This window comes from Rubellimicrobium roseum, from assembly GCF_006152145.1.
Lineage (GTDB): Bacteria > Pseudomonadota > Alphaproteobacteria > Rhodobacterales > Rhodobacteraceae > Rubellimicrobium > Rubellimicrobium roseum.
In genome coordinates this window covers 54,198-75,699 of record NZ_VDFV01000004.1, presented here as the reverse complement: position 1 = coordinate 75,699, position 21,502 = coordinate 54,198, and the positions used below count along the sequence as shown (strand labels likewise).

21 protein-coding genes are annotated in these 21,502 nt (G+C 71.4%); 6 read left to right on the top strand and 15 right to left on the bottom strand.

All coding sequences use genetic code 11. The features are described 5' to 3' along the window. The first annotated feature begins 8 nt into the window (after positions 1–8). The gene (locus FHG71_RS05645; RefSeq protein WP_139080651.1) at positions 9–2,156 is read left to right on the top strand and encodes a thiamine pyrophosphate-dependent enzyme; all 2,148 of its coding nucleotides are present in this window, start codon (positions 9–11) and stop codon (positions 2,154–2,156) included. Then, positions 2,153–3,679, top strand: a complete 1,527-nt coding sequence (locus FHG71_RS05640; protein WP_246045356.1) for an indolepyruvate oxidoreductase subunit beta family protein — start codon at positions 2,153–2,155, stop codon at positions 3,677–3,679. The genes FHG71_RS05645 and FHG71_RS05640 overlap by 4 nt, the downstream gene beginning before the upstream one ends. Here FHG71_RS05640 and FHG71_RS05635 read toward each other — a convergent pair. From FHG71_RS05635 to FHG71_RS05570, 14 genes are all read right to left on the bottom strand, one after another. After that, positions 3,676–4,170, bottom strand: a complete 495-nt coding sequence (locus tag FHG71_RS05635) for a flavin reductase family protein (protein WP_139080649.1) — start codon at positions 4,168–4,170, stop codon at positions 3,676–3,678. The genes FHG71_RS05640 and FHG71_RS05635 overlap by 4 nt on opposite strands. Continuing rightward, positions 4,167–5,297: an LLM class flavin-dependent oxidoreductase gene (locus tag FHG71_RS05630; protein ID WP_218014040.1), complete on the bottom strand. Its 1,131-nt coding sequence runs from the start codon at positions 5,295–5,297 to the stop codon at positions 4,167–4,169. Before FHG71_RS05630 ends, FHG71_RS05635 begins: the two co-directional genes overlap by 4 nt. A gap of 30 nt (positions 5,298–5,327) precedes the next feature. After that, on the bottom strand, positions 5,328–6,482 hold the full coding sequence (locus FHG71_RS05625) for an aminotransferase class V-fold PLP-dependent enzyme (RefSeq protein WP_139080648.1): 1,155 nt from the start codon (positions 6,480–6,482) through the stop codon (positions 5,328–5,330). A gap of 10 nt (positions 6,483–6,492) precedes the next feature. Further along, complete coding sequence (locus tag FHG71_RS05620) at positions 6,493–7,167, bottom strand: amino acid ABC transporter permease (RefSeq protein ID WP_139080647.1); 675 nt, start codon at positions 7,165–7,167, stop codon at positions 6,493–6,495. A 49-nt stretch (positions 7,168–7,216) separates the two neighbouring features. Further along, a complete protein-coding gene (locus FHG71_RS05615) occupies positions 7,217–8,020 on the bottom strand; it encodes an ABC transporter substrate-binding protein (protein ID WP_139080646.1) in 804 nt (267 codons plus the stop codon). Positions 8,021–8,163: 143 nt separating this feature from the next. After that, positions 8,164–9,000 carry a tryptophan 2,3-dioxygenase gene (kynA, locus tag FHG71_RS05610; RefSeq protein WP_139080645.1) on the bottom strand — a complete coding sequence of 279 codons (837 nt, stop codon included), beginning with the start codon at positions 8,998–9,000 and terminating at the stop codon, positions 8,164–8,166. Next, positions 8,997–10,640: a benzoate-CoA ligase family protein gene (locus tag FHG71_RS05605; RefSeq protein ID WP_139080644.1), complete on the bottom strand. Its 1,644-nt coding sequence runs from the start codon at positions 10,638–10,640 to the stop codon at positions 8,997–8,999. Before FHG71_RS05605 ends, kynA begins: the two co-directional genes overlap by 4 nt. Beyond that, positions 10,637–11,047: a RidA family protein gene (locus FHG71_RS05600; protein WP_139080643.1), complete on the bottom strand. Its 411-nt coding sequence runs from the start codon at positions 11,045–11,047 to the stop codon at positions 10,637–10,639. Before FHG71_RS05600 ends, FHG71_RS05605 begins: the two co-directional genes overlap by 4 nt. Continuing rightward, positions 11,034–11,459 (bottom strand): acyl-CoA thioesterase, encoded by a 426-nt coding sequence (locus tag FHG71_RS05595; protein ID WP_139080642.1) that lies wholly within the window; start codon positions 11,457–11,459, stop codon positions 11,034–11,036. The genes FHG71_RS05600 and FHG71_RS05595 overlap by 14 nt, the downstream gene beginning before the upstream one ends. Continuing rightward, the gene (locus tag FHG71_RS05590; protein ID WP_139080641.1) at positions 11,456–12,592 is read right to left on the bottom strand and encodes an acyl-CoA dehydrogenase family protein; all 1,137 of its coding nucleotides are present in this window, start codon (positions 12,590–12,592) and stop codon (positions 11,456–11,458) included. Before FHG71_RS05590 ends, FHG71_RS05595 begins: the two co-directional genes overlap by 4 nt. Next, complete coding sequence (locus tag FHG71_RS05585) at positions 12,592–13,395, bottom strand: enoyl-CoA hydratase family protein (RefSeq protein WP_425467327.1); 804 nt, start codon at positions 13,393–13,395, stop codon at positions 12,592–12,594. Before FHG71_RS05585 ends, FHG71_RS05590 begins: the two co-directional genes overlap by 1 nt. Then, complete coding sequence (locus tag FHG71_RS05580; protein ID WP_139080639.1) at positions 13,325–13,831, bottom strand: MarR family winged helix-turn-helix transcriptional regulator; 507 nt, start codon at positions 13,829–13,831, stop codon at positions 13,325–13,327. Before FHG71_RS05580 ends, FHG71_RS05585 begins: the two co-directional genes overlap by 71 nt. Beyond that, complete coding sequence (locus FHG71_RS05575) at positions 13,828–14,565, bottom strand: SDR family NAD(P)-dependent oxidoreductase (RefSeq protein WP_139080638.1); 738 nt, start codon at positions 14,563–14,565, stop codon at positions 13,828–13,830. Before FHG71_RS05575 ends, FHG71_RS05580 begins: the two co-directional genes overlap by 4 nt. A gap of 9 nt (positions 14,566–14,574) precedes the next feature. Continuing rightward, positions 14,575–16,860 (bottom strand): bifunctional salicylyl-CoA 5-hydroxylase/oxidoreductase, encoded by a 2,286-nt coding sequence (locus FHG71_RS05570; RefSeq protein WP_139080637.1) that lies wholly within the window; start codon positions 16,858–16,860, stop codon positions 14,575–14,577. Between the two features lie 118 nt (positions 16,861–16,978). On the opposite strand from FHG71_RS05570, the gene FHG71_RS05565 reads away from it, so the two are divergent. The 4 genes from FHG71_RS05565 to FHG71_RS05550 are packed head-to-tail and all read left to right on the top strand — an operon-like array spanning position 16,979 to position 20,692. Continuing rightward, a complete protein-coding gene (locus FHG71_RS05565; RefSeq protein WP_139080636.1) occupies positions 16,979–17,731 on the top strand; it encodes an enoyl-CoA hydratase-related protein in 753 nt (250 codons plus the stop codon). Then, positions 17,728–18,825, top strand: a complete 1,098-nt coding sequence (locus tag FHG71_RS05560; protein WP_139080635.1) for a 3-hydroxyacyl-CoA dehydrogenase — start codon at positions 17,728–17,730, stop codon at positions 18,823–18,825. Before FHG71_RS05565 ends, FHG71_RS05560 begins: the two co-directional genes overlap by 4 nt. Then, positions 18,822–19,985 carry an acetyl-CoA C-acyltransferase gene (locus tag FHG71_RS05555; protein WP_139080634.1) on the top strand — a complete coding sequence of 388 codons (1,164 nt, stop codon included), beginning with the start codon at positions 18,822–18,824 and terminating at the stop codon, positions 19,983–19,985. The genes FHG71_RS05560 and FHG71_RS05555 overlap by 4 nt, the downstream gene beginning before the upstream one ends. 53 nt (positions 19,986–20,038) lie before the next feature. Beyond that, positions 20,039–20,692, top strand: coding sequence for an HAD family hydrolase (locus tag FHG71_RS05550; protein ID WP_139080633.1), 654 nt, complete (start codon positions 20,039–20,041; stop codon positions 20,690–20,692). On the opposite strand, the gene FHG71_RS05545 is transcribed toward FHG71_RS05550, so the two are convergent. Continuing rightward, on the bottom strand, positions 20,689–21,474 hold the full coding sequence (locus FHG71_RS05545) for a DeoR/GlpR family DNA-binding transcription regulator (RefSeq protein ID WP_139080632.1): 786 nt from the start codon (positions 21,472–21,474) through the stop codon (positions 20,689–20,691). The genes FHG71_RS05550 and FHG71_RS05545 overlap by 4 nt on opposite strands. Between the last annotated feature and the right edge of the window lie 28 nt (positions 21,475–21,502).

Genomic DNA, 21,502 nt, shown 5'->3' with positions numbered 1-21,502 from the left:
GGCACCCCATGGCCGAGAGGTCCTTCAAGGAGGAGATCGCCAAGCTGAGGCTGGGCGAGGGCGAGACCTTCACGGGCGAGGGCATTCTCGCCATCACCAAGGCGCTTCTGGAGAACGGCGTGGGCTATGTCGGCGGCTACCAGGGGGCGCCGATCAGCCACTTGATGGACGTGCTGGCCGACGCCGAGGAGCTGCTGGGCGAGCTGGGCGTGCGCTACGAGGCCAATGCCAACGAGGCGGCGGCGGCGGCGATGCTGGCGGCCTCCGTGCACTACCCGATCCGGGGGGCGGTGACGTTCAAGGGGTCCGTGGGGGTCAACGTCGCCTCGGACGCGCTGGCGAACCTCGCCTCATCCGGCGTGACCGGGGGCGCGCTGGTGATCGTGGGCGAGGACTATGGCGAAGGCTCCTCGATCATGCAGGAGCGGACGCACGCCTTTGCCATGAAATCGCAGTTCTGGCTGCTCGATCCGCGCCCGAACCTGCCCTGCATCGTCAAGGCGGTGGGGGACGGGTTCGAGCTGTCCGAGGCCACCAACACGCCCGTCATGCTGATGGTGCGCATCCGGTCCTGCCACGTGACGGGGACCTTCGCGACGAAGGACAACCGCCGGCCCACGCTGTCGGTGCGGGACGCGCTGTCGGCGCCCCGGTCGGACTTCGCCCGCGTGGTGCTGCCGCCCATGTCCTTCGCGCACGAGCAGGACAAGATCCGCACCCGCTGGCCCGCCGCCGAGCGGTTCATCCGCGAGCGGGGGCTGAACGAGGTCTTCGGGCCGAAGGAGGCCCCGGTCGGGATCGTCGTGCAGGGCGGGCATTACAACGGGCTGATCCGGGCGCTGCAGCGGCTGGGCCTGGCCGACATCTTCGGCGAGACGCAGGTCCCGATCTACGTGCTGAACGTCACCTACCCGCTGGTGGCCTCCGAGTTCCTGGAGTTCTGCGAGGGCAAGGGCGAGGTGCTCGTCGTGGAGGAGGGGCAGCCCGAGTTCATCGAGCAGATGCTGTCCACCCATCTCTATCGCGCGGGAAGCCCCGTGCGCCTGCGCGGCAAGGACGTGTTCCCGATGGCGGGGGAGTACACGGGGCAGGTGATGCTCGACGCCGTGGGGCGCTTCCTGCGCGAGGCGGCGCCCAAGCTGCTGCCCGCCGTGGCGCTGGCCCCGAACGCGCCCGGCCCCGTGATCCCGGACCTGTCGAAGACGGTGCCGATCCGTCCGCCGGGGTTCTGCACGGGCTGCCCCGAGCGGCCGATCTTCGCGGCGATGAAGCTCGTGGAGAAGGAACTGGGCAAGCACCAGATCAGCGCCGACATCGGCTGCCATCTGTTCGCGAGCCTGCCGCCTTTCGAGATCGGGGGGGCGACCATGGGCTATGGGCTGGGACCCGCGGCGAACGCGGCCTTTGACGGCGGGGGCGAGCGGCGGCCGGTCTCGATCATCGGGGACGGGGGCTTCTGGCACAACGGGCTGTCGTCGTCCTTCACCAACATGGCGTTCAACAAGTCGGACGGCGTGGCGATCGTCGTGGACAACTATTATTCCGCTGCGACCGGAGGGCAGGACATCATGTCGTCCCGCGCGGAAAACCCGACCAAGGCCACGAAGCACCCCATCGCCAAGGCGCTGAACGGCGTGGGCATCACCTGGGTCCGGCAGGTGGACCGGACCTACGACGTGCGCCGGATGCGCGACGTGATCCGCGAGGCGCTGACCACGGACGCGAAGGGGCCCAAGGTCATCGTGGCCTCAAGCGAGTGCATGCTGAACCGGCAGCGGCGCGAGAAGCCGTTGCGCACTCAGGCCATCAGGGAAGGGCGGCGGGTCGAGGCCCCGCGCTTCGGCGTGGACGAGGCCGTCTGCACGGGGGATCACGCCTGCATCCGGCTGTCGGGTTGCCCGTCGCTGTCGCTCAAGAAGCTGGACGATCCGCTGCGGGATGATCCGGTGGCCAGCATCGACCCGAGCTGCGTGGGTTGCGGCAACTGCGGCGAGGTGGCGGACGCGGCGGTGCTGTGCCCGAGCTTCTATCGCGCGGACGTGGTCCACAACCCTGCGCCCTGGGAGGCGCGCTGGGCCGGGTGGCGGGCGCGGGTCATCGGATGGCTGCAGGCGCGGCGCCGGGCGCGGCGGCTGAACTTCGAGGGCGTGGCGTGACGGTGCAGGAGCCGGTGACCGCGGCAGACCCGCGGCTGGGCGGGATCATCAAGCTCGCGGTTCTTGCGGTAGGCGGGCAGGGCGGGGGCGTGCTGACGGGATGGATCGAGGACCTCGCCCGCGCGAACGGCTACGCGGCGCAGGCGACTTCGGTCGCGGGGGTGGCGCAGCGGACGGGGGCCACGGTCTACTACGTCGAGATGTGTCCCGTGACGGACCGCGCGCCCGTGTTCTCGCTGATGCCCGCGGCGGGGGACGTGGACGTGCTGATCGCCGCCGAGATGATGGAGGCGGGCCGCGCCATCCTGCGCGGCTTCGTCACGCCGGACCGGACCACGCTCGTCGCCTCCACGCACCGTGCGCTCGCGGTGAGCGAGAAGATGGTGCCGGGGGACGGGATCGCGTCGTCGGACGAGGTGCGCGCGGCGGCGGAGGTCGCGGCGCGGCGGATCGTGATGGCCGACTTCGAGGCCATCGCCGGGGCGAACGGGTCGGTGATCTCGGCCTCGCTGTTTGGCGGACTGGCGGCGTCGGGGGCGCTGCCCTTCCCGCGCGAAGCTTTCGAGGCGGCGATCCGCGCGGGGGGCAAGGGGATCGAAGGGTCGCTCCGGGCCTTCGGGGCGGCCTATGAGGCGGCCCTGGCCGCTCCGCTGGCGGTCGAGGCACCGGCGGTCCAGCCAGCTATCGGCGCCGGGCCGACGCATCTGCGGGGCGAGTGGGAGCGGCTTCTGGCGCGGGTGCGGCGGATGCCCGAGCCCGTCGCCGAAATGGCCGGGGCAGGGCTGCGGAAGGTCGTGGACTTCCAGGACCTGCGGTATGGGGCCGAGTACCTGGACCGGCTGGAGGCGATCGTCGCGCGGGACGACGCCGGGCGTGGGCATCTTCTGTCGCGTGAGGTGGCCAAGCACCTCGCCAACGCCATGGCCTATGATGACGTGATCCGGGTGGCGGATCTCAAGACGCGGGACAGCCGCTTCCGGCGAATCGCAGGCGAGATGGGCGCGCAGGAGGGGCGACTCCTGCACCTCACCGAGTTCATGCATCCGCGCGCCGAGGAGATCGTGGGGCTGTTCCCGGCGCCTTTGGGCGCACGGCTCGAGGGGAGCGCGCGGGCGATGCGGCTCCTGGGTCGGGTCTTCGCGCGCGGGCGACGGCTGCGGACTGACCGGCTGCCATCGTTCCTGCTCCTGCATGCCCTGGGCGGATTGAAAGACTGGCGGCGGCGGACGCTGCGCCACGGCAGGGAGGTCGCGCACCGCGAGGCTTGGCTGGCGCTCGCGCTCGGCCAGCAGGACTACGACCTTGCCGTCGAGGTCATCCGCTGCCGGCGGCTCATCAAGGGCTATTCGGATACCCATGCGCGGGGCTTGTCCAAGTTCGACCGGGTGCTGGAGGCGCTGCCTCTGCTGAAAGGGCGCCCGGATGCCGCCGAATGGCTGCGCCGGTTGCGCGAGGCGGCGCTGAAGGACGAGGCGGGCAAGGCGTTGGATGATGCGCTGCGCACCGTCCGCAGCTTCGCCTAGGGGGCGGGCAGGGGTCGCCAGCCGCCACGATGCCAGAGAAGCGCGCCGCCGTGGCCGATCCGCAGGGCACGGACGCGGCCGAGGACCACCGTGTAGCCCTCGCGCGGGATCAGGTCCTCCAGCGTGCAGTCGAAGGTGGCCGGGGCGTCCGCGAGGAGGGGGGCGCCGGTCTCCAGCGCCGCCCAGTCCGCGCCTTCGAACCGCGCCTCGCCCTTGATGCCGCCGAAGCCCGCCAAGCGGCGGGCGACGGCTTCGTGCGCCTCGCCCAGCACGCTCCAGCCGAAGCAGCCCTCGCGCTCGATGGCGGCGAGCGTCGAGGCCCGGGCGGAGATCGCGGCCAGGAGGAGCGGCGGGTCGGCCGAGGGCGAGACGCAGGAGGTGACGATCAGCCCCGTCCGTTCGCCCGGCCGGCCCGCCGCGACCACCGAGCAGGGCCCGGCAAAGGCGGCGAGCGCGGCGCGGAAGGCCGCCTTGTCGGGGCCGTCGGTCATTCCGCCACGACAGGCTGACGCCGCGCGACGCTCCCGCCCCGGATGCCGGCGGCCTCTAGGCGCGGGAGGACCTCGTCGCGGAAGTAGGGGAACTCCTCCACGTAGTCGACGAAGGACAGGGTCGTGCCCGCAAAGCCCGCGCGGTGGAGCCGCAGGATGCCCTCGGCCACCTGGTCGGGGGTGCCCACCAGCGGGTAGCCGCCATGGCCCATGGCGAAGAGGTGCTTGATCTGCGCGAGAAGATCGTGCGGGAAGCTGTGGGCGTGGGCGAACTGGAGCCGCACGAGATTGTCCACGGCCTCGTGGTCGGCATTCTCGACGGCGGTGTAGTGCAGGAACTCCTGCGCCTCGGCTTCGGTCGGGCGGCAGATGACGTGCGAGAAGGTCAGAACGTCCACGCTGCGGCCCTTGGCGCGGGCCTGGGCCTTGAGTTCGGCGATCTCGCCCGTGGAGCGCGACAGGTCGATGGCCGGGGTGAAGAGGAAGTCCGCGTTGTCGGTGGCGAAGCCGCGCCCCTGCGGGGAGCCCGCGGCGTTGATGATCGGGACCGAGCCGCGGACCGGGGCGGGGTCGCCCTTCACGCGCCTGAGGTGGAAATGCTGGCCGTCCCAGTCGAAGTGCTCGGGCGAGGACCACAGCTTGCGCACCACGTCGAACCACTCCTGCGCGTAGCCGTAGCGCGTCTCGTGATCGTCGGGGAGCTGGAGGCCCAGCGCCTCGTATTCGGGCTTGTTCCAGCCTGCGACGATGTTGAGCCCGGCGCGCCCGTGGCCGATCTGGTCGATGGTGGCGATCTGCTTGGCCACGACGACCGGGTGGTTGGCGGCGGTGTGGATGGTGGCGAAGACGGCGATGCGCTCGGTCGCCGCCAGCAGGCCCGCCGCCCAGGTCATCGTCTCGAGCACGCCGCCGTGGAAGTCCGTCTCGCCGCCGTAGCCGATCCAGCGGGCGATGGGCAGCATGAAATCGATGCCGGCGGCGTCGAGCATCTTCGCGAGCTTGAGGTTGTTGTCCCAGGAGTTGTTCCAGCGCTCCGGGACCTTGGTGGGCGTCATGCCCGAGGAGCAGTTCGTCGAGAAGGTGCCGAGCTTGAAGCGGCCCGGGTCGAGCATCGGATTGGCGGTCATGGGTCGGTCTCCTCTCTGCTGGGGTGGCCTCTAGCGGGCCGTTAAGGTGGAGATCGCGCGGCCCATGTGGCGGGCCAGCGCGTCGATCAGGCGGTCGGTGCCCTCTTCGGTCGTCAGGACGCCGGGCGACAGGCGGAGGGTCTGGCCGCGCGAGTCGGCGGTGAGGCCCTGGTCCCGCAGGTTGGCGACCACTTGCGGGGCGGGACGGTCGTCCGGCAGGCGGAGCATGACGCTGCCGCCGCGGCGGGCCTCCTCGCGCGGGGTGGCGAGGGGGAGGCGGAGGTCGTCGGCCGCCGCGATGATCCGGGCGGTCAGGCGCCGGTTGTGGGCCAGCAGCGCCGCGTGGTCCTGTGACGCGTGCCAGTCGAGGGCGGGAAGGGAAGCCAGCGCGGCGACGATGCCGGGGGTGCCCGAATCGAAGCGGCGGATGTCGGGGGCGAAGCCGAACTTCGTGATGTCCCAGTTGAAAGGGTTGTCCTGGCTGAACCAGCCGCGCACCTCGGGTTGGCACTCGGCCAGGAGGTGGGGCGCGACGTGGAGGATGCCGGCGCCGGGGGTGCCGCACATCCACTTGAGCGAGGTGGAAAGAGTGAAGTCGATGGCGGGCGCGGTCGCGTCGAAAGGCAGGAGCCCCGCCGCCTGCGTCACGTCCACGCCGACGAGGGAGCCCATGGCGCGGGCCTGCGCGACGAGGGGGGTGAGGTCGAGGCGGTGGGAGGAGGTGGAAGAAACCCAGGTCAGGAGCGCCACGCCCACGTCGGGGCCCCAGCGGTCCATGAAGTCCTCGGGCTCGACCCAGGGGGAGCCCTGGCGCATCGGCACGGTGTCGAGCATGAAGCCGAGGCGGGAAGCCAAGCCCTGAAGAAGGAAGTGGTTGGACGGGAAGGCATCTGTGGCGACGAGGACGCGCCTGCCTTTCAGGTATCTCTCGGGCAGCGCGGTGAGGAGGGCGTGGAAGCCCTGCGTGACGCTCTCGCAGGTGGTGACGGAACCTTCGGGGGCGTTCAGGATCGCGCGCCAGCGATCGAGGAAGGCCGCGCGCTGTCCCAGGGCGTAGCCCCACTGGTTGTCGTCGCAGGCGCCCCAGACAGAGCCGAACTGGGCCATCGCGGCGGCGAGGTCGGCGGACTTGCCGGGATACTGACCGATCGAGTGGTAAAGGAAGTAGGCGGAGCCGTCGGTCATGGGAACACTCTCAGCGGGCCTGGGCGCGAAGCGAGCGGGCTTCGAGCCAGGCGGTCAGCCGCACCAGCGGCCAGAGGAGGAGGACGTAGATGAGGGCCGCGCCGATGAGCGGCGTGGGATTGGCGAAGAGCGCCTGCGCGTCCTGCGCCTGACGCATGAGCTCGGGCATGGTGACCACCGTGGCGAGCGCGGTGTCCTTGACGACGGACACGCAGTTCGAGACGTGCGGCGGCGTCACGAGGCGGGCCGCCTGGGGCAGGATCACCTTGCGCATCGTGGTCCAGAAGCCGAGGCCCAGGGCGTTCGCGGCTTCGAACTGGCCTGCAGGGACCGCCTGGATCCCGGCGCGGACCACCTCGGCCGTATAGGCGCCCAGGGCGGCGGAGAGCGCGAGGAGAGCGGCCGGGAAGGGGTCGAGGACGATGCCGCCGAAGGGCAGGGCGAAGTAGACCAGGATCAGCAGCACGAGCACCGGGATCGCCCGGACCAGGTCGACGTAGAGGACCGCGAGCAGCCGGAAGGGCGCCCAGGCGTAGAGCCGGACGAGGCAGACCGCGACGCCGACCAGCGTGCCGATCACGATCGTGGATGTCCCGAGAAGCAGCGTGTTCCACAGCCCCCGCAGCAGCAGCGGCAGGGAGCGGAGCAGGATCTCGGTGTTGAAGAAGACGTCAATGACGTTCAACGCGCCCTCCGGGCAGGGAGGGCCGGGCGCGGGGCCCGGCCGGTCGGGGTCAGTTGCCGGAGGCGGAGGTCGGGACGGGCATCGGCGTGACCGTGACGCTGCCCTCGGCGGGGGCGGCGCCCAGCCACGATTCGTAGAGCCGCGCCATGGTGCCGTCGCTCTTCATGTCCGAGATGTGGCCGTTGACCTCCTCCAGGAGAGGCGAGTCCTTGGGCATCATCATCGCGAAGAGCTCGCCCGTCTGGATCGCGCCGCCGACGGTCAGGCCCTGCATCTGCTGGAAGGCGTAGCGGAGGCCGACCTCGTCGTTCACCACGGCCTCGATGCGGCCGTTCTGGAGGTCGGTCAGCATGTTGGCGACCGTGTCGTAGCTGCGCAGCTCCGCGTAGCCGGCGTCGGCCTCGTGCTCCTTGAGGTAGGTCTCGCCGAAGCTGGTGGCGATGGCGCCCACGACCTTGCCGTTCAGGTCGTCGAGCGAGTCGATGCCCGCGCCCTCGCGCGTGCCGATGCCCAGCGCGCCCTCGACGTAGGGCTGCGTGAAGCTCTGGGCCTCCAGCCGCTCGTCGGTGATGGTGAGCGAGGAGATCACCATGTCGGCGCGGCCCGAGGCGGTGGCGACGAAGAGCGCGCGGAAGTCGTAGGGCTGGATCTCGACCGTGCGGCCCATGCGGCTGGCGATCTCGGTCACGATGTCGACCTCGAAGCCCTCGAAGGTGCCGTCCTCGTTCTGGTTCTGCCAGGGCGGGTTGGCCGGGTAGGCGCCGACGCGCAAGGCGTCCTGGGCCTGGGCGGTCGTGGCAAGGGCGAGGAGGCTCGCGCCCATGGCAAGGGCGAGGCGTCGCGTGAGGGTCATCCGGTTTCTCCTGTCGGTCATGTCCGCGGGTCTGTCGCCGCGGTGCGGGTCGAGGGTGCCACGAAGGGCGGGTGTTGAGCCAGAGCGTAGGGGCGATCCGTTACCTGTTCCTTGCACCTCCGAACGGTGGGTCTAACGAAGGGTTAAAGCACGGTGCGGACGCGCCAGAGCTCGGGGAAGAGTTCCACCTCCAGCATCCGCTTGAGATAGTGGACGCCCCCCGTGCCCCCGGTGCCGCGCTTGAAGCCGATGACGCGCTCCACGGTCGTGACGTGGTTGAAGCGCCAGCGGCGGAAGTAGTCCTCCAGGTCCACCAGCTTCTCGGCCAGCTCGTAAAGGCGCCAGTGGGTCTCGGGCTCTTCGTAGACGGTGCGCCAGGCTGCCATCACCTCGTCGCTGAACTCGTGCGGGCGGGAGACGTCGCGGCGGAGCACCTGTTCGGGCATGGGCACGCCGCGGCGATGGGCGAGGCGGAGAGCCTCGTCGTAGAGGGAGGGGACGCCCATCTCGGCCCGCAGCATCGCGGTCACCGCCTCGTCGTGGGCGTGGGGCCTGAGCATCGCCGCGTTGCGGTTGCCCAGCATGTATTCGATCACGCGGTACTGGCGCGACTGGAAGCCCGAGGATTCCCCAAGCTGCGCGCGGAAGCGGGTGTAGTCGGCGGGCGTCATGGTGCGAAGGACGTCCCAGGCGTTGTTGAGCTGCTCGAAGATGCGGGACACGCGGGCGAGCATCTTCATGGCGGGGGCGACGTCGTCCTGCGCGATGCGGGCCCGCGCGGCGGCGATCTCGTGGATGGCGAGGCGCATCCACAGTTCCGAGGTCTGGTGCTGTATGACGAATAGCATCTCGTCATGGGCGTCGGTCAGGGGGGCCTGCGCCGTCAGGATCTGGTCGAGCCGCAGGTAGTCGCCGTAGGACATCCGGGACCGGAAGTCGGTCTGGGCGCCGTCCTCCTCGGGATCGTAGGCGGCGGTCATCGGCGCAGCCGGAAGCGCTGGATCTTGCCCGTCGCGGTCTTGGGCAGGGACTCGGTGAAGACCACGCGGCGGGGATACTTGTAGGGGGCGATGACGGATTTGACGTGGTCCTGAAGGAGGCGTTCCGTGAGCGGGTCGGCCGCGTGGCCGTCCGCGAGGACGACATGCGCCTCGACGATCTGGCCGCGCTCCTCGTCGGGCTGGCCGATGACCGCGCATTCGAGGACGGCCGGATGCGCGAGGAGCGCGGCCTCCACCTCGGGGCCCGCGATGTTGTAGCCCGACGAGACGATCATGTCGTCCGAGCGGGCGGCGAAGTGGAAATGGCCCGTCTCGTCCTGCCAGAAGCTGTCGCCGGTGAGGTTCCAGCCCTCCTGCACGTAGGCGCGCTGGCGGTCGTCGGCGAGGTAGCGGCAGCCGGTGGGACCGCGCACCGCGAGCCGTCCGACCTCGCCGCGGGGCATCTCCTGCATGTGCATGTCCACGATGCGCGCCTCGTAGCCCGCGACGGGCCTGCCCGTGCAGCCGCCGCGGTGGTCGTCGAAGCGGTTCGTCAGGAAGATGTGGAGCATCTCGGTCGCGCCGATGCCGTCGAGGATGGGCTTGCCGGTGCGGCTGATCCATTCGTCATGGACGGGGGCGGGCAGGGTCTCGCCGGCGCTGACGGCGGCGCGGAGCGAGGAGAGGTCCGCGCCCTCGGCCATGGCCTTGAGCATGACGCGGTAGGCGGTGGGGGCGGTGAAGCAGACCGTGGCGCGGTGGCGCTGGATGATGTCGATGAGGTTCGGGGGCGTCGCCTGCTCCAGCAGCGCGGCGGAGGCGCCGAAGCGGAGGGGGAAGACCGCGAGGCCGCCCAGGCCGAAGGTGAAGGCGAGGGGCGGGGAGCCCACGAAGACGTCGTCGGGGGTGACGGCCAGCACCTCCCTGGCGTAGCCGTCAGCGATCACGAGGAGGTCGCGGTGGAAGTGCATGGTGCCCTTGGGCTCTCCGGTTGTGCCGGAGGTGAAGGCGAGGAGCGCCACGTCGTCGCGCCCCACGGGGGGCGGGTCGAAGCGCACGGGCTTCTGGAGGGCGGCACGGTCCAGTTCCGCGTCATGGTTGGCGGTGCCGTCGAAGCCGATCACCGTCTTCAGGTGCCGCGAGTCCTTGGCGCAGGCGACGAGGTCGTCCATCAGCCGCGTGTCGCAGAGCGCGAGGCCGATCTCGGCCTTGTCCACGATCCTGGCCAGTTCCCCGGTTCGCAGCATCGGCATGGTGTTGACGACCACGGCGCCGGCCTTGGTGGCCGCGAGCCAGCAGGCGACCATCGCGGGGTTGTTGGCCGAGCGGATCAGCACGCGGTGGCCGGGCCGCACGCCGTAGTCGTCCACGAGGGCGTGGGCGATGCGGCTGGTCCAGTCGGCCAGCTCCTTGTAGGTGCGGCTCCGGCCGTTGCCGATGAGGGCGATCCGGTCGCCGTGCCCGCGCTCGACCATGCGGTCGGTCAGCTCCACGGCGGCGTTGAGCCAGTCGGGATAGTCGAAGCCGTCGAGCCGGATCTCGGGCCACTGGTCGGCGGGCGGCAGGCGGTCGCGGGCGAAGGTGTCCACGTGGCCCGAGGGGCCGAGCGCGAGGGGGCGGGCGAGCGTCTGCGCGGTCATGGAGCCTCCCTGGGGATGACGGCGGTGGCCTCGATCTCGACCTTGGCGCGATCCTCCACGAGGGCTGCGACCTGCACCAGCGCCATGGCCGGGTAGTGGTTGCCGATGATCTCCCGGTAGGCGCGGCCCAGGTCCTTGAGGCTGGCGAGGTAGTCGCACTTGTCCGTCACATACCACGTGAGCCGCACGAGATGCTCGGGCCTCGCGCCCGCGCAGGCCAGCACCTCGACCACGTTGCGCAGCGCTTGGGCGGCCTGGCCCACGAAGTCGTCCGTCGCGAAGGTCTGGTCGGCGGTCCAGCCGATCAGGCCGCCGGTGAAGACCATCCGCCCGTCCGCCGCGATGCCGTTGGCGTAGCCTCGGGCGGGCGTCCAGCTCGCGGGGTGCAGGACCTCATGCGGGCTCATTGGGCTCCCTCTGCCGGACGGTTTCGAGCCGCGACCAGATCGGGTCGGGCCAGGGCTGCGCCTTGCCGGTGAGCGAGGCGAAGACGAGCGTGACCTCGCCATGGAGCCGCAGCGTGGCGTCGGGCCCGTGGGCCGCGATGCGGACCTTGGCCGAGGTGCGCCCCACCCGGCGCACGGTCAGCGTCCAGTCCAGCACCTCGCCCAGGCGCGAGGGGGCGCGGAACTCCATCTCCAGCTTGACGGTGGGGGTGCCCACGCCCTCGGACATCATGCGGGCGAAAGGGTAGTCCATCATCTCGCGGAAGAAGTTCTCCACGAGGCTGTTCGTCATCTCCAGGTAGCGGGGATAGAAGACGATCCCGGCGGGGTCGCAGTGGTTGAACTCGACAGGGATCCTGCGCTTGTAGATCATTGAAGGGCGCCTCTTGCGATCACGACGCGCTGCACGTCGCTGGCGCCTTCGTAGATGCGAAGGGCGCGGATGTCCCGATAGAGCGCCTCGACCACCGAGCCGCGGCGCACGCCGTCGCCGCCGTGAAGCTGGACGGCGGCGTCGATGACGCGGCTCGCGGCCTCGGTGGCGTGGAGCTTGGCCATTGCCGCCTCGCGCGTGACACGGGGAGCGCCCATGTCCTTGGTCCAGGCGGCGCGGTAGACGAGGAGGGCCGCCGCGTCGATGTCGAGCGCCATGTCGGCGATGTGGCCCTGGACCATCTGGAGGTCCCCGAGGGGGGCGCCCTGGATCGTGCGGGCCTTCACGCGGGCCACGGATTCATCCAGCGCGCACCGGGCCATGCCGAGGGCGGCGGCGCCCACGGTGGAGCGGAAGACGTCGAGGACGGACATGGCGATCCTGAAGCCCTCGCCGGGGGCCCCGATCAGGGCGTCGTCGGGAAGGTGCAGGTCGTCCAGCCTCAGCCGGGCGAGGGGGTGGGGGGCGATGGTTTCAAGCCGTTCCACGACCGAAAGGCCGGGGGTGGAGGCCGGAAGGAGGAAGGCGGAAAGGCCCTTCGCGCCCGGCGCCTCGCCGGTGCGGGCGAAGAGGACGTAAAGGTCCGCGATACCCCCGTTCGAGATCCAGGTCTTTTCGCCGTTCAGCAGATAGCCGCCCCGGACGCGCCGCGCCGTGGTGGCCGTGCCGGCGACGTCGGAGCCCGAGGCGGGCTCGGTCAGCGCGAAGGCGGCGATGGCTTCTCCGGCGCGGGTCTTGGCGAGCCAGCCGCGCTGGGCGGGCGTGCCGAAGAGCGAGACCGCGCCCATGCCGAGGCCCTGCATGGCGAAGGCGAAGTCGGCGAGGGGGTCGTGGCGGGCCAGCGTCTCTCGGATCAGGCAAAGGGTGCGGACGTCGAGCGTCTCGCCCTCGGCGGCCCCGGTCGGTTGCAGCCAGCCCGCAGCCCCCAGGTCGCGGACCAGCGTGCGGCAGGCCGCGTCGGTGTCGTGGTGATCGACGGGGAGATGCGCGGCGCACCACTGGTCCAGTGCCCCGGCCAGCTCGCGATGGCGGGGCTCGAAGAAGGGCCAGGAGAGGAAGGTGCGGTCCGGCATCAGTTCCCCTCGAACACGGGGCGGTCCTTGGCGACGAAGGCGCGGTAGGCGCGCTCGAAGTCGCGGGTCTGCATGCAGATGGCCTGGGCCTGCGCCTCGGATTCGATGGCCTCCATCAGGCCCATGGACCACTCCTGGCTGAGCTGGGTCTTGGTCATGGAATGGGCGAAGGTCGGCCCCGACGCGAGGCGGCGGGCGAGGGCCTGCGCCTCCTCCTCCAGCCGCTCGGCGGGGTGGAGGGCGTTCCAGAAGCCCCAGGCGTGGCCCTCCTCGGCGGACATGGTGCGCCCGGTGTAGAGGAGGTCGGCCGCGCGGCCCTGGCCGATGATGCGGGGCAGCATGGCGCAGGCGCCCATGTCGCAGCCGGCGAGGCCCACGCGCGTGAACAGGAAGGCGCATTTCGCCTGAGGAGTGGCGAGCCGCAGGTCGGCGGCCATGGCGATGATCGCGCCCGCGCCCACGGCCACGCCGTCCACGGCGGCGATCACCGGCTTGCCGCAGGTCAGCATCGCCTTCACGAGGTCGCCCGTCAGGCGGGTGAAGGCGAGGAGGTCCTTCATGGGCCGCCCGATCAGCGGCCCGATGATGTCGTGCACGTCCCCGCCGGAGCAGAAGTTGCCCCCGTTCGAGCCGAAGACCACCACGTCCACGTCGGCGCTGTCGGCCAGCGCGCGGAACGTGTCGCGCAGCTCGCGGTAGCTGTCGAAGGTCAGCGGGTTCTTTCGCGACGGGTTATCGAGGCGGATCGCCGCGACCCGGCCCGAGAGTTCCCACGAGAAGTGGCGCGGTCGCCATTCGGCCATCGGGGTCATCGCGGGGTCCCATGCGCTTGAGGATGTCGGTCAGGGTGTCGAGGTCGGCCTCGGAGAGCCCTCCGAAGAGGTGGTCGACATGCGCCTCGTGCTCGGCCGCGAGGCGCTCGAAGATGTGCAGGCCCTCGGGCGTGAGGGCGACGAAGACGGTGCGGCGGTCGGTCTCGGACGGGCTGCGGCGCACGAGGCCCTCGGATTCCAGCCGGTCCACGACCGCCGTGGCGTTGCCGTTCGACACGAGGAGCATCCGCGAAAGCTCGGACATGGTCACGCCGTCGCGGCGGCGGTGCAGCGCGGCCATCACGTCGAAGCGGGGGAGCGTCGTGTCATGCGCGCGCAGGAGGTCGCGGAGGGTGGCCTCCGTCCGCCGGGTGATGCCGAGAAGGCGCACCCAGGCGCGTAGGCGGCGCTTCGCGAGCGCGCTCATGCTTCGCCCCCGTTGATGGCGATGGCCTGCCCGTTGATTCCCTCGGACCCCGGACCGCAGAGCCAGAGCGCGGCGGCGGTGACCTCGGCGGGCGCGATCAGTCGTTTCTGAGGGTTCAGCGCGGCCAGCGCGGCGCGGGCCTCGGGCTCGGAGCGGCCGGTGCTCTGCATGACGGCCTGGACGGAGCGGTCGGTCATCTCGGTGTCGAGGAAGCCGGGGCAGAGAGCGTTGGCGGTGATGCCCTTGCGCGCGACCTCCAGCGCAAGGGAGCGGACGAGCCCCACGACGCCATGCTTGGCGGCCGCGTAGGGGGCGACATAGGCGTAGCCCTTGAGGCCTGCCGTCGAGGCCACGGCCAGCAGGCGGCCCCAGTCGCCCATGCGCCGCAGCCCCTCCTGAAAGGTCAGGAAGACGCCGGTGAGGTTCACTGCGATCATGCGCTGCCAGTCGTCGTGCGTGACGCGGGCGAAGGGGCCGCTCTCGGCCGCGCCCGCGTTGGCCACGACGATGTCGCAGCGCCCGGCCTCGTCAAACATCCGCGCCACGGCCTGCGGATCGGTCACGTCCGCCTGCACCCAGCGCGCGCCGGTGGCGAAGGCGGTCTCCTCCAGCGTCGCGCAGGTGCGCCCGGCGATCACGACCTCGGCGCCCTCGGCGGTAAAGCCGCGCGCGAGGTCGCGGCCGAGGCCCGTGCCCCCGCCCGTCACCAGCACGCGGCGTCCTGTCAGCGTCATACGCGGCTCCTAGGCACGGATAGCCTCCTGCGCCTTCTGACGGAGTCGCCGCGCCTGGTCGCGGCCGCGGTGATAGGGGGCGGGCCATTCGGTCGCGTCGTCGCCCATCTGGATCGCGGCGTGCAGCGTCCAGTAGGGGTCCGTGAGGTGCGGGCGGGCGAGGCAGACGAGGTCGGCGCGCCCCGCCATCAGAATGCCGTTGACCTGGTCGGGGTCGGTGATGTTGCCGACCGCCATCGTGGCCATGCCGCCCTCGTTGCGGATGCGGTCCGAGAGCGGAGTCTGGAACATCCGGCCATAGACGGGCTTGGCGTCGGTGGAGGTTTGGCCCGCGCTCACGTCGATGATGTCGGCCCCGGCCTCGTGGAACATCCTAGCGATGCGCACCGCCTCCTGCGGGGTCACGCCGGCCTCGCCCATCCAGTCGGTGGCCGAGACGCGGACGGACATGGGCCTGTGCTGCGGCCATTCGGCCCGCATGGCGCGGAAGACCTCCAGCGGGAAGCGCATCCGGTTCTCGAGGCTACCGCCGTAGTCGTCCGTCCGCCGGTTGGAGACGGGGCTGATGAAGGACGACAGGAGATAGCCGTGCGCGGCGTGCAACTCGATCATGTCGAATCCCGCGCGCTCGGCCATCCGCGCGGCCTCGGCGAACTGCTCGCACACGAGGTCCATGTCGGCGCGGTCCATCTCCTTCGGGGTCTGGTGCCGAGGGGACCATGGGATCGCGGAGGGCGCGAGGAGGGGCCAGTTGCCGTCGCGAAGCGGCATCTCATCGTCGTCCCAAGGGACCTGAACCGAGCCCTTGCGGCCCGCGTGGCCGATCTGGAGGCAAAGGCGCGCCTCGGTCTCGCGGTGGACGAAGTCCACGAGGCGCGTCCATTCGCGCTCATGTTCGGGCGCGTAGGTGCCGGGGCAGCCGGGGGTGATGCGGCCTTCGGGGCTCACGCAGGCCATCTCGGTATAGACGAGGCCCGCGCCACCCTTGGCCCGCTCGGCGTAGTGGACGAAGTGCCAGTCGGTCGGGCAGCCGTTCACCGCCTTGTACTGCGCCATGGGCGAGACGACGATCCGGTTCCTGAGCCGCATGTCCCGCAGGGTGAAGGGCGCGAACATCGGCGCGCGCGCCTCCTGCCCGCCGGCCTGGCGCTGGAACCAGGCCTCGGCCTCGGAGAGCCACTTGGGGTCGCGCAGGCGCAGGTTCTCGTGGCTGATGCGCTGGGATCGGGTGAGCAGCGAATAGGCGAACTGCACGGGTGGCATGTCGAGGTAGCGCTCGACCTCTTCGAACCATTCGAGGCTGTTGCGGGCGGCGGACTGGAGCCGAAGGACCTCGACGCGCCGCTCCTTCTGGTAGCGGCGGAAGGCGTCCTCCAGCGTGGGCTCGCTGTGCAGATAGTCGGCCAGAGCGATGGCGCTGTCGATGGCGAGCCGCGTGCCCGAGCCGATGGAGAAGTGCCCCGTCGCGGCGGCGTCGCCCATCAGCACGACGTTCCCGTGATACCACTTCTCGCAGATCACCCGGGGGAACTGCTGCCAGACGGCCGCGCCGCGCAGGTGGGCGGCGTTGGACATGAGAGCATGGCCGTCGAGGTGCCTCGCGAAGATCCGCTCGCAGGTGGCGACGGTCTCCTCCTTGGTCATGTGCTCGAAGCCCCAGCGGTCCCAGGTCTCGGGGCGGCACTCGACGATGAAGGTCGCGGTGTCCCGGTCGAACTGGTAGGCGTGGGCCCAGACCCAGCCGTGCTCGGTTGCCTCGAAGATGAAGGTGAAGGCGTTGGCGAAGGTCTGGCGGGTGCCGAGCCAGACGAACTTGCAGACGCGCAGGTCGATGTCCGGCTGGAACACCTCGGCGAATTCCTTGCGGACGCGGCTGTTGATGCCGTCGCAGGCCACCACGAGGTCGTACTCGCGGCGGTAGGACTCGGCGGTCTGGAACTCCGTCTCGAAGTGCAGCTCGACGCCCAGCTCTCGCGCGCGGTCCTGCAGCAGCACGAGCAGCGCCTTGCGCCCGATCCCCGCGAAGCCGTGTCCGCCCGAGACGGTGCGCGTGCCCTTGTGGATCACGGCGATGTCGTCCCAGTAGGCGAACCGGTCCCGGATCGCCTGCGTACTGGCGGGATCGTTCCTCTGCATCCGGCTCAATGCGTCGTCGGACAGCACCACGCCCCATCCGAAGGTATCGGCGGCGCGGTTGCGCTCCAGCACCGTGACCTCGTGCGCCGGGTCGCGCAGCTTCATCGAGATGGCGAAGTAGAGGCCGGCGGGCCCCCCGCCGAGGCACAGGATCTTCATGGTCCGCGTCCCTCCCGAGGCGGGTGAGTCTGGCAGGCAGGATGGCAGAGGCGGGTGACATTTCAAGCTTGAAATTTTCAGGCTTGAAACTTTAGGCGACCGGACGAAGATCGGGGCCATGCTGATCGAGGACCCGCAGGACGGCTGGACCCGCCTGACGCTTTCGCGTCCCGAGGCGCGGAATGCCCTGAACACCGCGCTATTGGGTGCGCTGGCCGAGGCGCTGGGGCGGCTCGGAGCCGATCCGGGTTGCCGGGCGGTGCTGCTGGCCGGGGCCGGGGGAAACTTCGCCGCCGGGGCCGATATCGGCGAGATCGAAGGCAAGGGCTCGGCCGAGGCCGCCGCCGATCCGCGCAAGGCCTATTGGGCGTCGATCCGGGCGTTTCCCAAGCCGCTGGTGGCCGCCGTGGACGGTTTCGCACTGGGGGGCGGTCTGGAGCTGGCGCTGACAGCGGACCTGCTGGTAGTAGGCGAGACGGCAAGGTTGGGGCTGCCCGAGACGAATCTTGGGATCATGCCGGGGGCCGGGGGGACGCAGCGGCTGACCGCCCTCGTGGGTCGGGCGCGGGCGATGCGGATGGTCCTGACGGGCGAGATCGTGGACGCCACGACCGCCGAGGCCTGGCGGCTGGCGGCGTGGCGGGCGGATGGCTCGGCGCTGCCTGTCGCGGAGGAGATCACCGGAAAGCTGGCCCGCCGCGCGCCCTTGGCCCTCCAGGCGGCCAAGCGCGCGGTGGTCGCGGCCTCGGAAGGCGCGCTCGATTTCGCGGGCGAGCGGGAGGGGTTCGAGGCGCTGCTCGACACCGCCGACAAGGCCGAGGGCATCCGCGCCTTCCGCGAGAAGCGCAAGCCGGAGTGGCAGGGGCGATGACGACGGTCGGGATCGTGGGGCTCGGCGTCATGGGGCTGGGGATCGCGCAGGTCCTCGCGGGCGCGGGCTTCGACGTGCTCGCCACCGACGCGAGGGCCGAGGCACGCGAGGGCGCGGTGGAGCGGTTGCGGATACAGGTCGCCAGAACCGGGGGCGACGCCGAGGCGGTGGCCGCGCGGCTGTCCCTCGTGGACGGACCCGAGGCGATGGGCGCCGCCGATCTGGTGATCGAGGCCATCGCCGAGGACCTGCCGGCCAAGCGGGCGCTCTTCGCGACGCTGGAGGAGGCCGTCGCGCCCGGGGCGGTGCTGGCGACCAACACCTCCTCGCTGGCGGTCGGGCGGATCGCGGCGGGTCTGCGGCACCCCGGGCGCGTGGTGGGGCTGCATTTCTTCAATCCCGCCCCGGTCCAGCGGCTGGTGGAGCTGATCTGCCACGCCGGGACCTCGGACGACGCCGCCGCGACGGCGCGCAAGCTGGCCGAGATGGCGGGCCAGGAGGTGATCGAGGCGCCCGACCGGCCGGGTTTCATCGTCAACCGCTGCGCGCGGCCCTTCTATGGCGAGGCGCTCGCGCTGCTGGAGGAGGGGCGGGGGCCTGCTGAGATCGACGCCGCGATGCTGGCGGCGGGCTACCGGATCGGGCCGCTGTCGCTGATCGACCTGATCGGGGCCGACGTCAACCTGGCCGCCACGCGGTCCGTCGCCGAGGCGATGGACGGGCATCCTCGCTACCACGTCTTCGCGACGCTGGAACGGCAGGTCGCGGCGGGCGCGCTGGGGCGCAAGGCAGGGCGCGGCTTCCTGTTCCCGGAAAGGCCCGGCGCGCCGCCCCCCGACTCGGACACCATCGCCGCGCGGATCGAAGCGGCGCTCGTGAACGAGGCCGGGTGGCTCCTGTCGGAGGGCGGCGTGACGGCCGAGGCAATCGACCGGGCGACGCGGCTTGCGCTGAACTGGCCGAGGGGACCCTTCGACATCTTGGCCGCTCGGGGCGGCGCAGCGATCCGCGCGACGCTCGCGGCGCTGGAGTCCCGTGCGCCCGCCCATCTGCGGGGCCGCTACGCGCCTGCGCCCGTCCTGGAGGCGACATGACCGAAGTCTTCCTCTGCGCCGCGCGGCGCACGCCCATCGGCCGCTATGGCGGCACCCTCGCCAAAGTGCGGCCCGACGACATGGCGGCGCTGGTGATCGACGGTCTTCTGGACCTGCATCCGGGGCTGAAGGTGGACGAGGTGATCCTGGGTTGCGCCAATCAGGCGGGCGAGGACAACCGCAACGTGGCGCGCATGGCGGTGCTGCTGTCGCGGCTGGGGGAGCACGTTCCGGCGCTGACGGTGAACCGGCTCTGCGCTTCGGGGCTGGACGCGGTGATCGGGGGCGCCCGCGCGATTCGCGACGGCGCCGACGTGGTGATCGCGGGCGGGGTGGAGAGCATGACCCGCGCGCCGCTGGTCATGGCCAAGGCCGAGACGGCCTATGCGCGGAGCCTGGAGGTCCACGACACCACCATCGGCTGGCGCTTCGTCAATGGCCGCATCGCGATGGCTTATGGCATCGAGTCGATGGGCGAGACCGCCGAGAACGTGGCCGAGGCCAACCGGGTGGCGCGCGCCGACCAGGACGCCTACGCCCTGCGGTCCCAGACCCGCACCGACGCGGGCTGGCACGCGGCCGACATCCTGCCGGTTCCGGTGCAGGACGGGGCCGTGACGGTGGACGAGCATCCCCGCGCCACGACGGCGGAACGGCTGGCCGGCCTGCGCCCGGCCTTTCGTTCGGGCGGGACGGTGACGGCCGGAAACGCGGCGGGCGTGAACGACGGCGCGACGGCGATGATCCTGGCCTCGGCGGAGGGCGTGCGGCGGCATGGGCTCACCCCGCTGGCGCGCGTAGGGCGGGCGGCCTCGGGCGCGGTGGCGCCGCGGGTCATGGGGATCGGGCCTTTGGCGGCCGTGGAGCGGCTGGTCGCGCGCGGCGGGCCGCATCCTGGCGACTGCGACGTGATCGAGATCAACGAGGCCTTCGCCGCGCAGGTGCTGGCCTGCCTGCGCGCCTGGAATATCGCCGACGACGATTCGCGCGTGAACGCCCGGGGCGGCGGGATCGCGCTGGGGCACCCGCTGGGCATGTCGGGCGCGAGGATCGCGGCAGCGGCGGCGCGGCGGCTGGCCGAGGAGGGCGGGCAACGGGCGCTCGTCACGCTCTGCGTGGGCGTGGGGCAGGGCGTGGCCCTGGAGCTGCTGCCCGCCTGAGCCTTGCGGGCGGCGCGGCCCTGCGGCAACGCTGGCGCCGGGGAGGGCCCGGGATGCGCGGCACGGTGATATTCGACCTAGACGGAACGCTGGTGGACAGCGTGCCGGACCTGGCCGACACGCTCGACGAGGTGCTGACGGGCCTTGGCCTCGCCCCCGTGGGGCTGGAGGGCGCGCGGGCGCTGATCGGCCACGGCATCCCGCGACTGGTGCAAGGGGCCCTGACGCTGCGCGGGCACGACGTGGACGACGCGGAGGCCACGGCCATCGTCGAGCGTTTCGTGCGCCTCTACGGCGGGCGGCTGTCGCAGCGGACGCGGGCCTATCCGGGCGCCGAGGCGGCGCTGGAGCGGCTCGCGGGCGCGGGCTGGCGGCTCGCCGTCTGCACCAACAAGCGCGAGGGCTTCTCGCGCGCGATCCTCTCGGACCTCGGGCTCCTCCGCTTCTTCGATCTCGTGGCGGGGCCCGACACCTTCGGCGTGGCCAAGCCCGACCCGGCGCACCTGACACGCGCCGTGCCCGGGGGTGGTCCGGCCGTGATGGTCGGCGATTCGATCGTGGACGTGACGGCGGCGCGGGCGGCGGGGATGCCGGCCATCGCGGTGGCCTGGGGCTACGCCAGGGGCCCCGTGGCCGACCTGGGCGCCGACGCGGTGGCGCAGGACTTCGCCGAGGTTCCGGCGCTCGTCGAGCGGCTGGCGGGCTAGGCGTCCCGATCGGGCTGCGCGGGCGGGGCCACGACCACCTCCGTTTCCCAGTCGCGGCAGCGATTGGCCAGCGGGTCGGGCAGGGGCCGGTCGGTCACGAAGGTGTCGAGGTCCGCCAGTGACGCGATCCGCGCGGGCGCGCTGCGCTGGAACTTGGAATGATCGGCCACCAGCAGGCTGCGGCGCGACTGGCCTAGGATCGCGCGGCTCACCCCCACCTCCTCAATGTCGAAGTCCAGGAGGTCCCCGTCCACGTCCAGCGCCGAGCAGCCGATCACCGCGAGGTCGAGCTTGAACTGCCGGATCGTCTGCACCGTGAGCGAGCCCACGATCCCCCCGTCCGACCGGCGGATCGTGCCGCCCGCCAGGATGATCTGGCAGTCTGGGTTGGCGACCAGGATGTTCGCCACGTTCATGTTGTTGGTGACGACCAGGAGGTTGCGGTGGCGCAGCAGCTCGCGCGCGACCGCCTCGGTGCTGGTGCCGATGGCAAGGAAGATCGCCGCGTTCTCGGGGATGAGCGCCGCGCAGGCCCGCGCCATGGACGCCTTGGCCTCGGCCCCCGTGCGCCGCCGCTCCCCATAGCCGATATTCTGCGTTCCCGACGGCAGGACCGCGCCGCCGTGGACCCGTTCGAGCTGCCCCGCCTCCGCGAGCTCGGCGAGGTCGCGGCGGATCGTCTGGAGCGTCACGTCGAAGTGCCGGGCCAGGCCCTCGACGGTCACCTTCCCTTCCTTGCGGGCCAGGTCGAGGATCACGGGGTGACGGAGGGTCTGGGACATGGCGCGCCGGGCAGAAAAGGGGGTCTCG

Bases quoted from the DNA above. Each gene is read 5' to 3' on its own strand.
- FHG71_RS05645 (WP_139080651.1), top strand. From the start codon at position 9: ATGGCCGAGAGGTCCTTCAAGGAGGAGATCGCCAAGCTGAGGCTGGGC.
- FHG71_RS05635 (WP_139080649.1), bottom strand. From the start codon at position 4,170: ATGACCGACGGCCCCGACAAGGCGGCCTTCCGCGCCGCGCTCGCCGCC.
- FHG71_RS05630 (WP_218014040.1), bottom strand. From the start codon at position 5,297: ATGACCGCCAATCCGATGCTCGACCCGGGCCGCTTCAAGCTCGGCACC.
- FHG71_RS05625 (WP_139080648.1), bottom strand. From the start codon at position 6,482: ATGACCGACGGCTCCGCCTACTTCCTTTACCACTCGATCGGTCAGTAT.
- FHG71_RS05615 (WP_139080646.1), bottom strand. From the start codon at position 8,020: ATGACCCTCACGCGACGCCTCGCCCTTGCCATGGGCGCGAGCCTCCTC.
- kynA (WP_139080645.1), bottom strand. From the start codon at position 9,000: ATGACCGCCGCCTACGATCCCGAGGAGGACGGCGCCCAGACCGACTTC.
- FHG71_RS05605 (WP_139080644.1), bottom strand. From the start codon at position 10,640: ATGACCGCGCAGACGCTCGCCCGCCCCCTCGCGCTCGGCCCCTCGGGC.
- FHG71_RS05600 (WP_139080643.1), bottom strand. From the start codon at position 11,047: ATGAGCCCGCATGAGGTCCTGCACCCCGCGAGCTGGACGCCCGCCCGA.
- FHG71_RS05595 (WP_139080642.1), bottom strand. From the start codon at position 11,459: ATGATCTACAAGCGCAGGATCCCTGTCGAGTTCAACCACTGCGACCCC.
- FHG71_RS05590 (WP_139080641.1), bottom strand. From the start codon at position 12,592: ATGCCGGACCGCACCTTCCTCTCCTGGCCCTTCTTCGAGCCCCGCCAT.
- FHG71_RS05585 (WP_425467327.1), bottom strand. From the start codon at position 13,395: ATGGCCGAATGGCGACCGCGCCACTTCTCGTGGGAACTCTCGGGCCGG.
- FHG71_RS05580 (WP_139080639.1), bottom strand. From the start codon at position 13,831: ATGAGCGCGCTCGCGAAGCGCCGCCTACGCGCCTGGGTGCGCCTTCTC.
- FHG71_RS05575 (WP_139080638.1), bottom strand. From the start codon at position 14,565: ATGACGCTGACAGGACGCCGCGTGCTGGTGACGGGCGGGGGCACGGGC.
- FHG71_RS05570 (WP_139080637.1), bottom strand. From the start codon at position 16,860: ATGAAGATCCTGTGCCTCGGCGGGGGGCCCGCCGGCCTCTACTTCGCC.
- FHG71_RS05565 (WP_139080636.1), top strand. From the start codon at position 16,979: ATGCTGATCGAGGACCCGCAGGACGGCTGGACCCGCCTGACGCTTTCG.
- FHG71_RS05560 (WP_139080635.1), top strand. From the start codon at position 17,728: ATGACGACGGTCGGGATCGTGGGGCTCGGCGTCATGGGGCTGGGGATC.
- FHG71_RS05555 (WP_139080634.1), top strand. From the start codon at position 18,822: ATGACCGAAGTCTTCCTCTGCGCCGCGCGGCGCACGCCCATCGGCCGC.
- FHG71_RS05550 (WP_139080633.1), top strand. From the start codon at position 20,039: ATGCGCGGCACGGTGATATTCGACCTAGACGGAACGCTGGTGGACAGC.
- FHG71_RS05545 (WP_139080632.1), bottom strand. From the start codon at position 21,474: ATGTCCCAGACCCTCCGTCACCCCGTGATCCTCGACCTGGCCCGCAAG.